This window comes from Paenibacillus sp. S-12, assembly GCF_030363895.1.
Lineage (GTDB): Bacteria > Bacillota > Bacilli > Paenibacillales > Paenibacillaceae > Paenibacillus_B > Paenibacillus_B alvei.
On record NZ_JASIUF010000018.1, the window covers coordinates 216,197 to 233,993 of the forward strand.

13 protein-coding genes are annotated in these 17,797 nt (G+C 47.6%); 5 read left to right on the forward strand and 8 right to left on the reverse strand.

Annotated elements, in window-relative coordinates:
- Positions 1 to 26: 26 nt before the first annotated feature.
- On the reverse strand, positions 27 to 4,625 hold the full coding sequence (gene gltB, locus NO352_RS18380) for a glutamate synthase large subunit (protein WP_289356398.1): 4,599 nt from the start codon (positions 4,623 to 4,625) through the stop codon (positions 27 to 29).
- 442 nt (positions 4,626 to 5,067) lie between these two features.
- Between gltB and NO352_RS18385 the strand changes: the two genes are divergently transcribed.
- Both NO352_RS18385 and NO352_RS18390 read left to right on the forward strand, forming a co-directional pair.
- Entirely contained in the window at positions 5,068 to 5,379 is a 312-nt protein-coding gene (locus NO352_RS18385; RefSeq protein ID WP_040734812.1) for an ArsR/SmtB family transcription factor, read from the forward strand.
- Between the two features lie 118 nt (positions 5,380 to 5,497).
- The gene (locus NO352_RS18390; protein WP_268599967.1) at positions 5,498 to 6,673 is read left to right on the forward strand and encodes an MFS transporter; all 1,176 of its coding nucleotides are present in this window, start codon (positions 5,498 to 5,500) and stop codon (positions 6,671 to 6,673) included.
- Between the two features lie 104 nt (positions 6,674 to 6,777).
- Here NO352_RS18390 and NO352_RS18395 read toward each other — a convergent pair whose 3' ends face one another.
- Entirely contained in the window at positions 6,778 to 8,976 is a 2,199-nt protein-coding gene (locus NO352_RS18395; RefSeq protein ID WP_268599966.1) for an Ig-like domain-containing protein, read from the reverse strand.
- A 258-nt stretch (positions 8,977 to 9,234) separates the two neighbouring features.
- Between NO352_RS18395 and NO352_RS18400 the strand changes: the two genes are divergently transcribed.
- Positions 9,235 to 9,825, forward strand: coding sequence for a lipoprotein BA_5634 family protein (locus NO352_RS18400; RefSeq protein ID WP_268599965.1), 591 nt, complete (start codon positions 9,235 to 9,237; stop codon positions 9,823 to 9,825).
- An 88-nt stretch (positions 9,826 to 9,913) separates the two neighbouring features.
- Here NO352_RS18400 and NO352_RS18405 read toward each other — a convergent pair whose 3' ends face one another.
- Positions 9,914 to 10,495: a TetR/AcrR family transcriptional regulator gene (locus tag NO352_RS18405; RefSeq protein ID WP_005542617.1), complete on the reverse strand. Its 582-nt coding sequence runs from the start codon at positions 10,493 to 10,495 to the stop codon at positions 9,914 to 9,916.
- Positions 10,496 to 10,691: 196 nt separating this feature from the next.
- Between NO352_RS18405 and NO352_RS18410 the strand changes: the two genes are divergently transcribed.
- Both NO352_RS18410 and NO352_RS18415 read left to right on the forward strand, forming a co-directional pair.
- Positions 10,692 to 11,801, forward strand: a complete 1,110-nt coding sequence (locus NO352_RS18410) for an MGDG synthase family glycosyltransferase (protein ID WP_268599964.1) — start codon at positions 10,692 to 10,694, stop codon at positions 11,799 to 11,801.
- A 40-nt stretch (positions 11,802 to 11,841) separates the two neighbouring features.
- The gene (locus NO352_RS18415; RefSeq protein WP_268599963.1) at positions 11,842 to 12,216 is read left to right on the forward strand and encodes a permease; all 375 of its coding nucleotides are present in this window, start codon (positions 11,842 to 11,844) and stop codon (positions 12,214 to 12,216) included.
- A gap of 172 nt (positions 12,217 to 12,388) precedes the next feature.
- Here the strand turns inward: NO352_RS18415 and NO352_RS18420 are convergent, their stop codons facing one another.
- The 5 genes from NO352_RS18420 to NO352_RS18440 form a co-directional block, all read right to left on the reverse strand.
- Positions 12,389 to 13,489, reverse strand: coding sequence for a C40 family peptidase (locus NO352_RS18420; protein ID WP_268599962.1), 1,101 nt, complete (start codon positions 13,487 to 13,489; stop codon positions 12,389 to 12,391).
- A 422-nt stretch (positions 13,490 to 13,911) separates the two neighbouring features.
- Positions 13,912 to 14,820 carry a cation diffusion facilitator family transporter gene (locus tag NO352_RS18425; protein WP_289356404.1) on the reverse strand — a complete coding sequence of 303 codons (909 nt, stop codon included), beginning with the start codon at positions 14,818 to 14,820 and terminating at the stop codon, positions 13,912 to 13,914.
- Positions 14,821 to 15,222: 402 nt separating this feature from the next.
- Positions 15,223 to 15,960 carry an N-acetylmuramoyl-L-alanine amidase gene (locus tag NO352_RS18430; protein ID WP_289356470.1) on the reverse strand — a complete coding sequence of 246 codons (738 nt, stop codon included), beginning with the start codon at positions 15,958 to 15,960 and terminating at the stop codon, positions 15,223 to 15,225.
- The gene (locus tag NO352_RS18435; RefSeq protein WP_289356406.1) at positions 15,944 to 16,363 is read right to left on the reverse strand and encodes a phage holin family protein; all 420 of its coding nucleotides are present in this window, start codon (positions 16,361 to 16,363) and stop codon (positions 15,944 to 15,946) included. Before NO352_RS18435 ends, NO352_RS18430 begins: the two co-directional genes overlap by 17 nt.
- A gap of 149 nt (positions 16,364 to 16,512) precedes the next feature.
- Positions 16,513 to 17,610: a hypothetical protein gene (locus tag NO352_RS18440; protein WP_289356407.1), complete on the reverse strand. Its 1,098-nt coding sequence runs from the start codon at positions 17,608 to 17,610 to the stop codon at positions 16,513 to 16,515.
- Positions 17,611 to 17,797 lie beyond the last annotated feature (187 nt).

Sequence of the window (17,797 nt, forward strand, 5' to 3'; positions counted from 1 at the left end):
GCAGACCATAGCTATCATACCATAATTTAGTTTCCGCTAGCACGTGACAAATCACGCATGTTCGCTTCAAATGCCGCAAGCAGCGCCGCTTCTCCGGTCATGCCTTGTGCCTCGACCTTTGCAATTTGCTGCATCATTCGTTTATAGTCCTTCGGAATAACACGGACGAAGCGCCCGCGCGTTCCATTATCCCATTGCTGCAAGATGCGGCCGCCAATTGCGCTGCCTGTCGCTTGCACATGACGTTCAATCATCTCATGAACCTGATGCGCCTCTGCTCCTTCGAGCGGTTCCAACAGCACCATTTCCAAGTTGCAGCGGTTCACGAATGTCTGATCCTCATCCCATACGTAAGCAATGCCTCCCGACATCCCTGCTGCGAAGTTGCGGCCTGTCTTGCCGAGTACGACTACACGGCCTCCGGTCATGTATTCACAGCCGTGATCGCCTACGCCTTCAACGACCACATGTACGCCTGAATTGCGGACGGCGAAGCGTTCGCCTGCTATGCCCCGGATGTAAGCCTCACCGCCAGTAGCTCCATAGAATGCCGTGTTGCCGATAATGACATTTTCTTCTGCCGCGAAGGTTGCAATTGCAGACGGCTTCACGATAATTTTACCGCCTGAGAGCCCTTTCCCAACATAATCATTGCTGTCGCCTTCAACCGTTAACGTGATGCCGCGTGGAACAAATGCGCCGAAGCTCTGTCCAGCTGACCCAATAAACGTATAGCGAATCGTATCCTCCGGCAATCCTGCCGCTCCATATCGTCTCGTTACTTCACCGCCCAAAATCGTCCCCGTTGCACGGTTTACGTTGCTTATCGGGTAGGTTCCCTCAACAGGCGTTCCCGCTTCCAGCGCTGCTCGAGCTGCAGGAACGAGAGTCTTCATGTCCAGCGTCTCTTCTAGGCCATGATTCTGTTCGCGAACTTGAATACGCGAGGAGCCTTCCGGCATCTCCGGCTGATGCAGCAACGAAGACAGATCGAGATGCTTCGCCTTCCAGTGGTCAATCGCATTCTTCATATCCAAGCATTCTGTACGTCCGATCATGTCATTCAGCGTGCGGAACCCAAGCTCCGCCATCCATTCGCGAAGCTCTTCCGCAATGAACCGCATTAAATTTACAACATGCTGTGGATCGCCTGTGAAGTTTTTGCGCAGTTCTGGATTCTGTGTTGCCACACCGACAGGACATGTATCAAGCTGGCACACCCGCATCATGATACAGCCGACGGCTACAAGCGGCGCTGTGGAGAAACCATATTCCTCTGCACCGAGCAGGGCGGCGATGGCTAGATCGCGTCCTGTCATCATCTTCCCGTCCGTCTCTAAGACAATGCGGTCACGCAAATTGTTCAGGATCAGCGTCTGATGCGTCTCCGCCAATCCAAGCTCCCACGGCAGACCTGCATGGCGGATCGAGCCTTGCGGAGAAGCCCCCGTGCCTCCATCATAACCACTGACGAGGATTACATCTGCACGTCCCTTGGCAACACCGGCGGCAATGGTTCCGACACCGACTTCCGAGACGAGCTTCACGTTGATGCGCGCACGTGGATTCGCATTCTTCAAATCATAGATCAGTTCTGCCAAATCCTCGATTGAGTAAATATCATGGTGCGGTGGCGGCGAAATCAGTCCCACCCCAGGTGTTGAGCCGCGTACTTCAGCGACCCACGGATATACCTTGCGCCCAGGCAACTGTCCGCCTTCTCCCGGCTTCGCTCCCTGCGCCATCTTAATTTGGATCTCATCCGCATTGATAAGATAGTCTGATGTTACACCGAAGCGACCGGAAGCAACCTGCTTAATTGCGCTCCGTCTAGAATCGCCGTTCGCATCCTTCACATAGCGAGCCGGGTTCTCTCCGCCTTCACCGGAATTCGACTTGCCGCCGATGCGGTTCATCGCTATTGCCAAGCTCTCATGCGCTTCTTTCGAAATCGAGCCGAACGACATCGCTCCCGTCTTGAATCGCTTTACAATCGAGTCCACGGATTCTACTTCTTCAAGCGGAACCGCTGGCCCTATGGGTTTTAAGACGAATAAGGAGCGAAGCGTGCGGCTGCTATTGTATTCGCCCTGCACGAGCTTGGAATACTTCTTGAACAGTCGATAATCGTTCGTGCGCACCGCATGCTGGAGCGTATGAATCGTTTGCGGATTGAACAGATGTTCTTCCCCGTCATTGCGCCATTGATATTCGCCCCCGGAATCAAGCTCTGCGTCTCTTCCCGGCTGTGCGGAAAAGCCACGATAATGATGAGACAACGCCTCCTGCGCGACTTCCTCCAATCCAATGCCGCCAATTCGAGACGGCGTCCATGTAAAGTATTGATCGACAAAGTCCTGCTTCAATCCGATGGCTTCAAATATTTGAGCGCCACGGTACGACTGTACTGTGGATATACCCATTTTTGATAGTATTTTCACGACGCCCTTGGTCGCCGCCTTCATATAGTTCTTAACAGCCTTCTCATGGGTAATGCCATGCAATATGCCTTGGCGAATCATATCATCGAGCGTTTCGAATACAACGTACGGGTTCACCACACTGACGCCATAGCCGAGCAGCAGCGCATAATGATGAACCTCGCGCGGCTCGCCCGATTCCAGCAGCAGACTTACCTTCGTACGCGTGCCTTGACGAATTAGATGATGGTGAAGGCATGATACCGCGAGCAGCGCCGGGATTGCAGCCTGTTCTTCCTCTACGCCGCGGTCAGATAAGATAATCAAGTTATGTCCCTTGCCGATGACCCGATCAGCAGCCTCGCACATCGTCTTCAAGGCAGCTTCAAGACCTGCCGCTCCCTCAGATGCCGTGAATAGAATCGGTATCGTAATCGATTTGAATCCCGGCCGTCGAATGTGGCGCAGCTTAGCGAAATCCTCATTTGAAAGCACCGGCGAATCCAACTTAATTTGTCGGCAGCTCTCCGGCTCGGGAAGTAGAAGATTGCGTTCAGGTCCAATCGTCGTGCTCGTCGCGGTCACGATTTCTTCCCGAATGGCGTCGATAGGCGGATTCGTAACTTGGGCGAATAATTGCTTGAAATAGTTGTACAGCCGCTGCGGGCGTTCGGATAGAACAGCCAGCGGCGCATCGTACCCCATTGATCCCAGCGGCTCTACACCTGTAGCCGCCATAGGCTCGATAATTTTGCGCAGCTCCTCGTACGTATAGCCGAACGCCTGCTGGCGTTGCTGCACATTTTCATGCTTCGGCTCCGGTACTTCCGGTGCATCCGGCAAATCTTCAAGCCCTACTAAATGCTCATCGAGCCAGGACTGATACGGGTTCTCTTCCGCAATCTGCGCCTTCACTTCCTCATCCGAAATGATGCAGCCCTTCTCCGTATCAACGACAAGCATCCGTCCCGGGCGCAGCCGATCCTTATATGCGATCTGCTCAGGTGGAATATCTAGCACGCCCGCTTCTGAACTGAGCACGATCATATTGTCCTTCGTCACATAATAACGGGATGGGCGCAATCCGTTCCGATCCAAGGTGGCGACAATTTGCACGCCGTCCGTGAACGCCATGGCGGCAGGACCATCCCAAGGCTCCATGAGACAGCTGTGGTATTCATAAAAAGCTCTCTTCGCAGGATCCATGCTGTCATGGTTGTTCCATGGCTCCGGCACCATCATCATTGCAACATGCGACAACGGGCGGCCCGCTAAATACAGAAATTCAAAGGTGTTGTCGAACATGCCTGTATCCGAGCCATCATCATTGATGACCGGTTTCACCTTCTCCAAATCAGCGCCGAAAACATCAGATGCGAACAGTGTCTGGCGGGCATGCATCCAGTTCACGTTGCCGCGCAGCGTGTTAATCTCACCGTTGTGGATCATATAACGATACGGATGTGCACGCTCCCAGCTCGGAAATGTATTTGTGCTGAAGCGCGAATGAATAAGTGCTATTGCTGATTCGAGCGAGTCATGCTGCAAATCGAGATAAAATTGACCGACTTGCTCGGTCGTCAGCATTCCTTTGTATACGACTTTCCGGCACGACATACTCGAAATATAGAACGTACCCGCTTCTTCTTCGCTAGTATACCGAATTTCCTGCTCTGCCCGCTTGCGAATCATATACAGTTTACGCTCAAAGGCAAGCTCATTCTCGATATATTCGCTCCGTGCAATGAACATCTGGCGTACATAAGGCTGGACGGCTTTCGCTGATTGACCAAGGCCCTCTCCATTCGTCGGAACGGTGCGGAACCCGAGCAAGGTCTGCCCCTCCTCCTCAACAATGCGGCGAAGACGAGCTTCATGCGCTTCACGCACGCGCTCATTTTGTGTCAGGAACAGCATGCCTACGCCATATAGACCTGCATCAGGAAGTGCAATTCCTTGCTGTTCCATCTCTCTGACAAAGAAACGATGCGGGATTTGCAGCATGATCCCTGCTCCATCCCCTGTATTCGGCTCGCTTCCCTGACCGCCGCGATGCTCCATATTTACCAGCATCTGCAGCGCCTGACGTACAATATCGTGAGACTTTTCCCCTTTAATATGAGCGATAAAGCCCATACCGCACGCATCTTTTTCATACCTTGGATCATATAATCCTTGCTTGGGAGGTAATCCGTTCAGTTTCATACGAAGCAACCTTTCTATAATAAAGTGATCGACATACGCTACATAGATTCGACAACATTTCACACGTCCACATGATGAATTCATAATTATTCATTTGTATTGATTCATTATTTTAACATCGTGCCAACTTGATGGCAATTCAATATTTTTATGCCCTTGATAAGATATAATAGTCGGTAATTTCTTTGTATAGAGCCAATAGAACCTATTCCCACCCCGTGCATAAATCATTATAAATGTTTATAAATTCTTGTTCTTTTTTTGCATTTTTCGACACACATAATCCAATTTCTTCTTAAAAAAAGTATAGGTTGAACGAGTTTATATGTATTTATATTCATTGTATCGCATATTCATATAATTTATGGAACATTCATATGGACAGTACCGCACAGTCATTTGTCATATTTACAAATCTATAAATATAGATATAATAAAGCGTATGGATCCTTTACTCATTTGCAAAGCATTATCCAATGATACACGCCTCAATATTTTACAGTGGTTAAAGCACCCAGAGGAGCATTTCGACGAAGAGAAATATATTCAGTATGGAATTTCTTTTGCTACAGGCGTATGCGTTGGCGATATTCAGAAAAAAACAGGGCTTGCGCAATCGGTCATCTCAAGCTATCTGCTCTCCATGCAGCAGGCTGGATTATTGGAGTCTGAACGAGTCGGCAAATGGACGTACTATCGCCGTAATGAACAAACAATACGAGAATACGCCGAGTATGTTACCCATCATTTATAGGAAAGGAGGAAGTTCTTCTTTTTTTGTATCTTCAAATCTACATATATAGATATTTATTTATTAGGATTAGATTGAACATGCTTGAATCATTATGAGATGAAATGGAGTCACCTTGAAAATGAGTAAAACAAACCCTTTACTGCTTCTTATCCTGTCACTTGGAGTATTTGGCATTATTACGACGGAAATGGGTATTGTAGGCGTGCTGCCTCAAATTTCACAGAAATTTCAGATCACCGCTTCTGAAGCTGGATGGCTCGTAAGTTTATTTGCACTGATTGTAGCCATCAGCGGCCCGTTCCTAACCTTGATTGCTTCCCGATTTAATCGTAAGAGCGTTCTGCTCACGGCAATTTCCATGTTCGTGCTGTCTAATATCGTCTATGCTTTCACCTCGCATTTTGAGATTATGCTGCTCTTTCGGATATTGCCTGCTTTGTTCCATCCTGTATTCTTCTCCATTGCGCTCGTAGCTGCTGCAAGCCTGGTTCCCCCGGAACAAAGCGGCAAGGCAGTCGTACGCGTATTTGCTGGGATCACTGTAGGATTTGCATTCGGAGTGCCAATTACATCCTATTTAGCGGAGCGCATTTCGTTATCGGCCTCTTTCTTATTTGGAGCAGTGGTGAATGCTATCGCATTGATTGGTTTGCTCATTTGGCTGCCATCGATGCCAGTCAAGGAGAAAATGTCTTACGGCAAGCAGCTTGGCATTTTGCGCAAGCCAGGACTTTGGCTTAACATTGCAGCCGTTATCTTTATCTTCGCAGCTATGTTCTCCGTGTATAGTTATTTTGCCGAGTATACGAGCCAGATTACTCGGATGAACGGCTCACTCATCAGTGTTATGCTTATGGTATTCGGACTTGTCATGATAATCGGAAATTTTCTGTTCGGAACCTTACTGCAAAAGAATACAACAAAAACGATTTTGCTGTTCCCTCTTCTGTATTCGTTCGTGTATTTGCTTGTCTATTATGCAGGAACCTATCTGTCTCTTATGATTGGGATGATATTCATTTGGGGAACCGTGCATTCTGGAGGGCTGATTGTCAGCCAAACCTGGTTGACGTCAGAAGCCAAGGAAGCACCTGAATTCGGCAATAGTCTATTCGTATCCTTCTCTAACTTGGGGATTACAATTGGTACCGCAGTTGCAGGCTTCATGATTTCCCAGCTCGGCATGCATCAGCTTATCTGGTGCGGAATCGGATTCTCTCTGCTCGCATTTGCCATGATTACAATCAAGATGAAGCTATTCAGTGCAGCTGCCCCAGAAGGTGCAAGTGCTTAGCGTGTAACCCTATTGCGGATCATCTGAACATTTATATCAAAAAAGGGACTGCCCCAGCAGTCCCTTTTTACAGGCTATCGTTCACCATATTCCACGAAAGTTGATTATTTCGCACTTACACGCATCGAAGTACTCTTTCCATCGAAGGTAAACTTCAGGGTTGCACTGCCCTTGGCAGCGGCCTGTACCGTACCTCTTGCTGCTTTGATCTTCAAGTTGGAAGGAACGAATGTCACGGAAGAAGTCACATCCACAACTTCACCCGTATCATAAATCGCTTGCACCTTCCACGAAGCAGACTGACCGATGCCCAGCTTTACACTCGTCGGATTCGACTCAAGCTTCAGCAAGCGAGGCTTAACATGTACGACCACTTCGAGCTTTCTGCCTTGATACTCTCCGACCAGCTTCGTGCTGCCGATCGCTACACCCTTCACTGTAGCGCCGCGCACGGTCGCTACCTTTTCATTCTCAACCGTCCACTTAATGCGTGAACCAAGAGCAATTGTCTTGCCATTTCTATATGTCCCTGTCACCTTAACAGATTGGGACTTATTCACGTTCGTGCGAACCTCGGAAGGTACGATAGCGTACTTCACGATTTCCTCTTCAACTGTCACCTTAATTGACAGTTTCACATTCGAGAACGTACCTGTCAGCGTTACACGCCCAGCAATAAGCCCCTTCATCTTCCCGTCGCGAACGAGCAGATTTGGAGAACTTGACTCCCATTTTACTTGAGTCGTTACATTCTCTTCTGTTCCATCTGCATAAATGACATTCACTTCAGGCAATGGCTGCTCGCGGCCGGTCACGACGCTAACATCCGTGTTGTTTGCCTGCAATAGGAGCGCCTTGCGCTGAACGGTTACTTCTAATAGAAGTGATTGATTGCGAACATTCGCAGTCAGAGTAGCCGTTCCCGCTGCTACTGCCTTCATTTTGCCGTCCTTAATGGAGACAACACTTTCATTCGAGGACGTCCAGTGCACCAATTCCGATACATCCAGCGTATTGCCGCTCAGAGCAACACCGCTGATTTTAGGCATAGGCTTCACATCTTCCAAGATCAAGTTCTGCTTGCGATTATCGCCTGGCTTCGCATCCTTATCTTCTTCTGTCCACTTTAGCTTCTCAATCGTTGGATATACCGTAATTTCAACGGATTTAGTCAAGCCTTTGTAAGAAGCAGTTATCGTTGCTGTGCCCTCACTCTTCGCATACACCTTGCCGTGATCTACAGTTGCAGCCATCAGGTTGCTGGAAGTCCATTCCGCAAGGTCTGTCACTTCCTGCTGATTGTCCGCAGAGTTAAGCACGAAGGTTTGCACTTGAAGCGTTCCATCCCCAAGCATAACATGCTGCTTCTGATCCGGTGTAATGCGCATTGCTTGGTAAGAAGCGCGCACGACTACTGTAATGGACTGCGAGGAGCCCAAGTAGCTAGCGGTTACGGTTGCCGTTCCCACATTAATTGGCTTGACGACCCCGTTTTTCACTTCAGCGATATTCGCATCGCTCGTTGTCCAATCCGCCTTATCAGTTACATCTTCAAGCTTTCCATCTGTTGTCTTCGCCTTAGCTGTTACCGTTTGGGACGCCGCGCCATATTCAAATTCAATCAGCTTCTCCGGCGACAGTTCCAGCTTGTCATAAGGCTGTTCGACCTTCAGCTCGATTTTTTTGCTCAAGCCTTTATGCTTGATGGTAATGTCCGTCTTCCCTTTAGACTTCAGTGTGATTACACCTTTATTCACGTCAGCAACATCCGTACTGGAGGAAGTCCAGGAAGCCTCCGACGTGACATCATTATTCGTACTCGTCGACTTGTCGAGGGCGAATACTTTCCAAGTGAGCTTATCTCCAAGCTTAGCTGACACTTCATTCCCAACTTCTTGAGAAGTGTCTCCTACTTTAACAACCAATTGATCAAATAAATATTCAGATACAACCGTTTTCTTCAACGTATATCCTTGGTACTTAACTGTAATTTCTGAAGTGCCCTTGCCTACACCACTCACCCAACCTGCATCCACCTTAACCGCACTTGGATTCGATGTGGTCCATGTAGCCAAGCTTGTAACATCCTTCTTGTCAGTCTTGCCGCTGACTGTGCCCAGCACCTTCAGCTGCACGGAGGATCCCTCTACCGTGACGTATACAGGGGATACATTTGATTCAAAAGCAATACCTGTAATCGTATCTTCCGCATTTGCGATGCCTTGCAGCGGCAGCATGCCAATGAGCAGCGCCAATACAAGCGTTAGGCTGAGCCATGTCGATTTTTTTCTTGATGGGTACACCTTATCTTCTCCCTTCCCGTTCTGCTCGTATGAGTAGTCCCATAGGAACAAAAAAGTACATATCTACTATAACGGTAAAATGGAGAAAAATTATTATCTTATGCGGATAACTTCTTGTCAGAGGAAGCCATTTTGATACTATAGTCCTATTTCTTACGAGATTGAAAGAGTGCTGTCATCTAAACCAATGGCAACGATATCTGCCCTCCTGTATCGTTAACGATGTAATCATTACTACTGGCAATTGAGGTGCATCGAATGAAAAAGAAACTTGGAATATTGGCAACGATGATGCTTGTACTTGTTATGGCAACAGGATGCAGTCTATTTGGAACGAAGGCAAACGGACTGATTATGTATGGCTCGGAGGAGCAAATCAAGAAAGCGCTTGAAAACACGAAGAATGATGTCACAAAGACTGAGGATTTTGTGTTGAAGTATGATGCAAAACAGGCGGATGACCGCGTCATTGCCATCAGCAAGTCAACCGCGCAGGGCTTGTTCAATGATGGACTGCTTCAGCAAGTGAAGGATAAAGATACAACCGAAATCATTTCCAAATTGCCTGAAGTGACAGGTGATCAAGCAGTTATTTTTGCGAAGACGAGTAAAACAGTGGCAGAGCTGAAGAGCGTGAAGTTAGCTGGCCAATACGGCGGTGATATTGTGATTGGAGAATCGCGAGGATTTGCCAAAACGATTGTACTGTTGGATGATGCAGCGTGGGAGAAGCTGAATGCAGACAAGCTTGGCTTGACGGTTGCTCATTTCAGCAAGGATCCGAAGCATAACATAGCGGCTTTATCTGAAATCCTAGAAAAGGCTCAGATGGTCGTAATTAAAAAATAAATCACAAATATGAAAAAACACCCTTCCGCAGTCTGCTTCATTTCAATCTGCTAGAAGGGTGTTGCTCTATCTGTATCGTCCTCGCTTACTAAGTCTCCCGTATCGTTAAGCCTTCCATAAAGTGAAGGCGAAAATAAGATTTGATGGCTTCCTTATCGAGCGGCTCATTCAGCTTGTTCCATTCGGTCGTAAGCGCCTTATACAATTGCAGCATGACAAAGCTGACTACCTTCGGGTCGCCTTGCTTCACCTCACCACGCTCCATAGCGACGCGAACTTCACGCTCTATGTATTCAAGCAATTCTTGCTCCATCTTGGCGAGCGCTTCCTTCGCCATTGGGGTACCGAAGTCGCGCAGTTCTTGAGACAGCTTCATTGCCAGCTCGTGGCGGCTTCGATAATCAAGTACGCGATCCAGTACGCGGTACAGTTTATCAATAAACGGTCTGTCCTCGGCAATTTCCCGATCCGCGATCTCCTTCATCTCGTGAATGAGCTGCTGTAAAATCTCATCGAACAGCTCTTCTTTATTCGTAAAGAACGTGTAAATCGTCCCCTTGCCTACCTTGGCAATCTTCGCTACTTGATCCATCGTTGTCGCTTTGTACCCGAACAAAGCAAAGGATTGCGCTGCCGCTTCTACGATTTGTTTTCGGCGGTCAATGGTCATATCCCCCGCCTCCTTTCTCCTGGAACACATTTGACTGAATGACCAATTAAAGATTATAGTCATATGCCGTTATTTGAACCATATCATACCTGCCCTTGAAATTCAACTAAACTGAAGGAAAATGACCGCCTAGTTTCGTCGTATTTGGCTGATGCTTCCTTTCACGATTCCGGTTATAATGATTGTGGGTGAGAACATGCGAAAAAAGAGAATTATCCTTCTCTCGGAAGGATTCGGTACAGGCCATACGCAAGCGGCCTATGCCTTGTCGGATGGAATGCGGCAATTGGAGCCCGATGTGCAAACCCGCGTCCTTGAGCTGGGCAAATTCCTGAATCCGACGGTCGGCCCGCTGATCTTCGCTGCTTATCGCAAGACGGTAAGCACGCAGCCAAAGCTAGTTGGACTCTTGTATCGAAAAAAGTATAAAAAATCGCTGAACCGTGTCACGCAGCTCGCACTGCATCGCATTTTCTACACACAAGCTTCTCACGTGCTCGAACAATTGCGCCCTGATGCGATTGTGTGTACCCATCCGTTTCCGAATATCATCGTATCGCGCTTGAAGCGTTCCGGACTTCATCTTCCTTTATATACATTGATTACGGATTACGATGCGCACGGCACATGGATTAACCCAGAAGTTACGAAATACCTCGTTTCCGCTCCAGAAGTACGTGGCAAGCTGCTGGAACGCGGAATTGATGATAGCCGCATCGTCGTCACTGGCATTCCCGTTCACCCGAAGTTTTGGGAGCGCTGTCCGCAATCGGAAGCGCAGCATGAGCTCGGATTGCGTCCACTCCCAACTGTGATGGTAATGGGCGGCGGCTGGGGATTGTCACTGAATGAGGAGCTGCTCCAATACATGACGACCTGGCGCGATCACATTCAACTTCTGTTCTGCATGGGGAGCAATCAGAAGGCGATCGCACGTATGGAGCAGGATCCACTGTTCCAGCATCCGAACATACATATATTCGGCTATACGCAAGAAGTATCGCGTCTAATGGATGCTTCCGATTTATTGGTAACGAAACCTGGGGGAATGACTTGTACAGAAGGAATGATGAAGGGCATCCCGATGCTCTTCTATGATCCGATACCTGGACAAGAAGAAGAGAACTGCGAATATTTCACAGAGCATGGCATGGGTGAAAAAATTGAATCGCCCGAGACCATTACACGTTGGTTCAACGAATTGCAGCATCACTATGACAGGCTGCGCGAGAAGCGGCAGCTTGGCGCTCTTGCAATGACGGATCCAAAGGCCTGTGCCCGTACCGTGTTGCAATTGCTGACGTAATCATCTACGATTAGGATCTTAGCCAAGGAGTTGATGCAACATGTTGTTTACTGGAGTAGGCTTCATCGGATACGCCCTAATTACGCTTGCTCTTCTCATGAGAGCTCTCGGCTGGATTAGCGGCACATTCCTGTTCGCTGCCATTATTGTTGCCGGGTTTTTCTGCTTCGGTATCGTTGAGAATCGCCTAGGCATCAGACATCGAATGGTTCGATATGTAGATTATGCGCCGCTTATGGTGCTTGTCATTGCTTACGTGCTGTATCAGGATAATACCATACGCTACACCACAACCGCCCTGCTGCTTCCATTAAGTTTGCTTAGCTCATGGATCGCAGTTGCCATGGCGAAGACAAAGAAGTATCGTACAAGGCCGAAGATCGATGAGCAGCAAGGGCCTCCCAAATATCAATAATGAGGAACTTACATGTTCCACAACATATGGATGAGTACAGTGTACATGCGTGAGTATGTTGATTAGATGCTTATTCCTAGGCAAAAGAAAGGGCTATCCATCATGCAGCCTCGCTGCATGATGGATAGCCCTTTTCGATGCGTTCAGCACTATTTTCAGCGATGAGTGCTTTCTATTTCACTACACTTCCACCAAACAGGAATCGATATTCCCAGCTCGTATTGCGAATATCGTCAACTCGAACGCCACCGGAATCTTTCGAGTACGTATGAATGATTTTGCCATTGCCCAAGTACATGCCAACATGCGTAATTCGCTCTTTTGATTTATCTACATTTTTATAACTGGACGCGCTCGATCCCTTATAAGTCATAAAGAACAGCAAATCCCCGCGTTCCAACTGGCTTATGCTCTTTTTCACGCCGCCTTGATCCTGAATATAAGCGCCCTGCTTGCGAGAATCTGCAGGCAGTACGATGCCTAGCGCTTCCTTATAAACATGACGTACAAAATCGGAGCAATCGAATGTTTTGGTAGAGTTCCGATCGGAACCGAATTCATAAGGAGTGCCCATGTATTTCTTCGCTACGTTCTCCACTTTGTCCATCTTCTCAGACTTGCTGGAGGAGGACGATGAAGAATCATTGCTGCTGTTTGAATTTCCCGGGCTATTCGGGCCGGATGAAGCATTCCCAACTCGTATATATTTGCTCTGAGAGCTTACATACCCCGTGTTGCCTTTGGTATCCTTCACCTTGTACCAACTGCTGTTGGGCTTGTCCAAAATCGTAACGGATTCGCCCGTCTTCACCAATCGTATGATTGAGGATGAAGTGCTCGGCTTCGTTCTCAAATTAACAGATTGCACAATCTCTCCAGACTTGCTGGGGGAGGTCGATGAGGAATCATTGCTGCTATTCGAATTTCCCGGGCTATTCGAGCCGGATGAAGCATTTCCTACTCGTATATATTTGCTCTGAGAGCTTACATACCCCGTGTTGCCTTTAGCATCCTTCACCTTGTACCAACTGCTGTTGGGCTTGTCCAAAATCGTAACGGATTCGCCTGTCTTCACCAATCGTATGATTGAGGATGAAGTGCTCGGCTTCGTTCTCAAATTAACAGATTGCACAATCTCTCCTTTATTCTGATTAGAGCTTGCTGTAGATGCGGCCTGCACCGCATTGCTTGCAGGCGCAGCTTGCAGTGACGGCACTATCATTTGACCTGCCATTGTGAACATCATTACGCCTAACAGTAATTTCTTCTTCATAGGAAAATCCTCCTCTAAGTTGTTGGTCATTACTGTAATCGCGAACCGAATGTTGAGTCGATGTTCATATGAACAAGATGTCAATTGTTTCTATTTTTAATTTTAAATTCTATATTTGTAATGACATCCCATTTCCCCTACGCCATAATTATATAGAGTCTTCTTTGCCGCTTACTATCGGTCTATTCTCTTAAAAAAGACAAAATTGTAACCTTTTAATAGGACTATTTACCTAACTATTTCCAGTAATAGCAAAACTTTTTACAATATTTAGATAATACTTATACTAGTGCTGCATCACCAATGCTTGAAACCCGCTGCCCTTCTCTCTTTTTTTATAAAAGAAAACACAAAAAAACGTGCCCTTGAGGACGACCATATCGCCACTCTTGAACACGTTTTTTTGTTTTCTATCATTTGTTTTACACCAATTGCTGCTGTGCTGAGCTACTCGATTCAGCATCCATAGGCTCCACATGCACATGTACATGGGTAATATTGTGCTTTCGCTTCATTCGATGCTCTATGTCATCGCAAATATGGTGCCCCTCAATCAGACTTAGCTTCGGATCAACCTGCACAACAACATCAACGAGCACTAAGCTTCCATGAAGGCGGGCCTTCACTTCCTTAATCATGCGTACGCCTTCCGTGCTTTCCACCGTCTTGCGCAGACGTTCAAGCTGCGCCTCATCAAACCCATCCGTCAATGTATGGGTTGCATCCCGGAAGATGTCCCATGCTGTTTTGCATATAATGAAGCCAACCGTTAATGCGGCAAGCGGATCGAGCCAGCTAAGACCTAGCTGAGCGCCAAAAATACCAACGGCTGCGCCAATACTTACAAACGCATCGGAACGGTTGTCCTGTGCTGCCGCCATAAGCGCTTGATTGCGAATACGCTCGGCCAGCCGCTTGTTATATAAATACACTACGTACATGACGATCGCGCAGCTTAGCGCCACCCATCCCGTGAGTGGGTTCGGCGTTGTGGATTCGCCATTGAACAAGGATTGTACTGTGGATAGGATCACTTGAATTCCGACAGTCGCCATAATAAAAGATGCAATTAAGGCAGCGATTGTCTCCGCCCGCAGGTGACCATAGGGATGGTCGCGATCCGGCGGCTTCTGCGAAATGCGCAGTCCGATAAGAACGGCAAGCGAGGCGACGATATCCGTTAAGTTGTTCCATCCATCTGCTTGCATTGCCTTCGATTGGTAGAATAAGCCAATAGCTAGCTTGAATGCGGATAAGGCGATATAGGCAGCAATGCTAATCCATGCACCTTTTTCCCCTTGTTTCATATCTGCATATATGTCCGCGCTCACGCTGACCCCTCCCTGACTCCTTATTCCGAGGCATATTTTGGAATATGCCGTTCCAACCCGGAATCCTATCTTACCTCAACGATCCCGTGTGGGTCTATAGAAACAGTGTTGCCTCTTTTTACAACAATTGAACCGGCAACAACCTGTTGGAACCGGCAAGAAAAGTTGTACCTATTAAGGAAAGTTGTTCACGAGCAACAATGTCACATTATGTTAGAATGTGCAGTTAGATGGAAAAGTATTCTTTTCTGGCAGGCTAGAGCATGGACAGGCTTTTATAGCAATAGCTTTAACCGAAAATATGTTGGATGGACCGGATACAAAACAGGAGCACGAGGCAAGATCTTCTCTAATCTGGGCTGATCCGACATTAGAGGCTAAGCTCATGCCAGTCGCCTCATTCTATTTGCTGCTTGCGTTTGCATGAACGACAACCTGCCTCTTCGCCGCTTCCCATTGCACGCGCAGTCCGCTGTGTTCCGCAACCTCGCGTACCGGGACGTAGACCTTGTTGTCAATCAAGAAGCCTTGCGAGTTCTCTCCCATTGCGCCTTCCCAAATGACCTTTACCCGCTCAGCACGCAGTTGCTGTTCAGAATTCGGATCTGAAGCCGAATTCGTTGGCGGCTTCGTTTCACTGGGGGCACCTGACATTGCTTCTTTTGCCTGCGCCACCATCTCTATAAATTGCTGCCAATGCGGCAGCAGTCGGGATGGACAAGCCTTCCCGCTCCAATGGCGGTGCGGCACGATGCGCTCAGGCGCAATGCTGTGCCGGATTGACAGCGTGGCCAGCAGTTCAGCTGCATTGCGCCATGCAACCTGCTCGTCGATTCCTGCGTACATGCACACCTCTACTCCAATGGACAAGGCATTCCCAGGGCCTGTCCCATCCCCTGCATGCCATCCCTGCTCATTATCTCGCAAATGTTGATAAACACCCTTATCGTCCACCGTGTAATGCCAGCTCTTCTTCGCACCTCCGCTGCCATTCAGCAAATACCTCGAATGCGCTTCCGCTGTCGCTCCGGCATCCGTATTGTCCGTGTTGTGCACGGTAAGATACATCGGCTTCATGGCAAGGTTCGGCTTATTCCCTCTTCCATCTGGAAGTAAGCGCTGCTTAATGTCGATGCTCATCATGAATTCCCCCTTTTCCCTTCAACACTTCCACCGCCTGCTTAATAACCGGCGGCAGCGGCACGCCTAGGCGTCCGCCATTTTCAATGATCGACAGCAATTCGTTCGCCATATAAAAAAAGACCGTCGCATCCCTTAGTAGATGCTGCCCTCCAAGCACAACATCCACCTGATGCGCGATCGATATAATTACAAAAATGAATACCTTTCTAGAAATACCTACAAGTCCACGACCGCTGCGCAGCTTACCTTCCGTACCCGCCGCCATAACGCCAGTAACGAAGTCGGCAATAGTCATGATTAATAACACCTGCAGCAATAAAGGCCAACCACCGAATAGATATGAAGCTAACCCGCCGCTTGCGGCTATACCGGATTTAAAAATAACATCCCATCTTTCCACACTAATTCCTCCTTAGATTAAATAGCCCCCGGAATCCCGAGGGCATAATAAAAGCGCCATCTATACGGCATGGCGCTGAAAGTAAGCAGAGGAAATCATTCCCCGTCCTTAATTTGTAAATAGGATAAAATCTTGAACCTTACTTATATCTATCCTTCGATTTGTATATCTGTATGGTCGAATGAGTAAACGGTACCCCAATATTGCCCGCCTACAGCCTCGTGAATTATAAATATCCTTGTGTCAAGATTGATATTATCCGGTATAGTTCTTTCTGATGTTACTAATGTTGGATCACTGGATGTACCACCAGTGTAACAAGTCCATATTAAGGTTCTTGTTTTTTTATTTAATACAAGTCCAGCCTGTGTAAAGGGCATCGGGGTTCCACTTCTATCGTGTCCCACCCCAACTATGGTTGCCTCATTACCGTATGCATCCTTTAATACTAAATAAACACGACCATTTCCACCATACCCAATGGAACCGCTCCACCTTGTTGTTGAAGAAACAAACGCCTTTGAAGCTGCTTCAACTGTGTGTACGGTGTATGACGTGGTTTGACTTTGTGCCGTATTTGCATACATTGTTGCACTTGCATCAAGAATCCCTGATTTTATTTGCCTTATTTTGCTATGCAATGTTGGCCATTCATCGTTGATGGACGCAGATACGTTCTTGGAAATAATGGCGTCCACCGCACCTTGCTTGGCACTATTTCCAGATTGCTTTACCGAATCAAGTTCCGACATGACATTTCGGCCTGCCACCGTGAGTGCATTAGTCACGGCGAGATTGCCCGAAATTGTACCGCCAGTACGCGGGAGGCTGGCATTCTTTGCATTCGTCTCAGCAGCATTAGCCTTCGCTTGTGCCCCCTCAGGCGTTTCCTTGGCATTCCATGTATTTCGTTCTGGTATTGTAACGTGCTTCGTTGTGTCCTGGACATGTGCATTAAGATCCGTCTGTTTCGCAGCTCCGATTGATTCCGGCGTTATTTTTGATAGATCGATGTCTTTGACTTTCTTATCGGTATATTCTCTTGCATCATTCAATGCATTTGCTACGTCTGTTTTCTCTGCTGCTTTCTCCTGTATTTCACTTAACGCCTCATATGTGCTATTCATCTGCCAGTTTAGCCACGCCGCGGGAGGCTTGTCCTGTACCTTCCAGCCTTCGTCCAGCTTACTTTGCGGGGGCTTGACCCCTTTTTCCTTCCATTCTGGAAGCTCTTTTTCAAACGCCATGTATCGTCACCTCATTTATCAATCATTGTGATCCCTACTAAGTTACGAACATTAACATGCTCAGCCTTATCTTTAAAATTCAACAGATAGAGTAGAACCAGGCATATATACATATTCGTTCGTTCTGTCCCATACGAATAATTGGGGAAAGTATATTTAGAATAAAGAAGAACAAAATGCAATCATC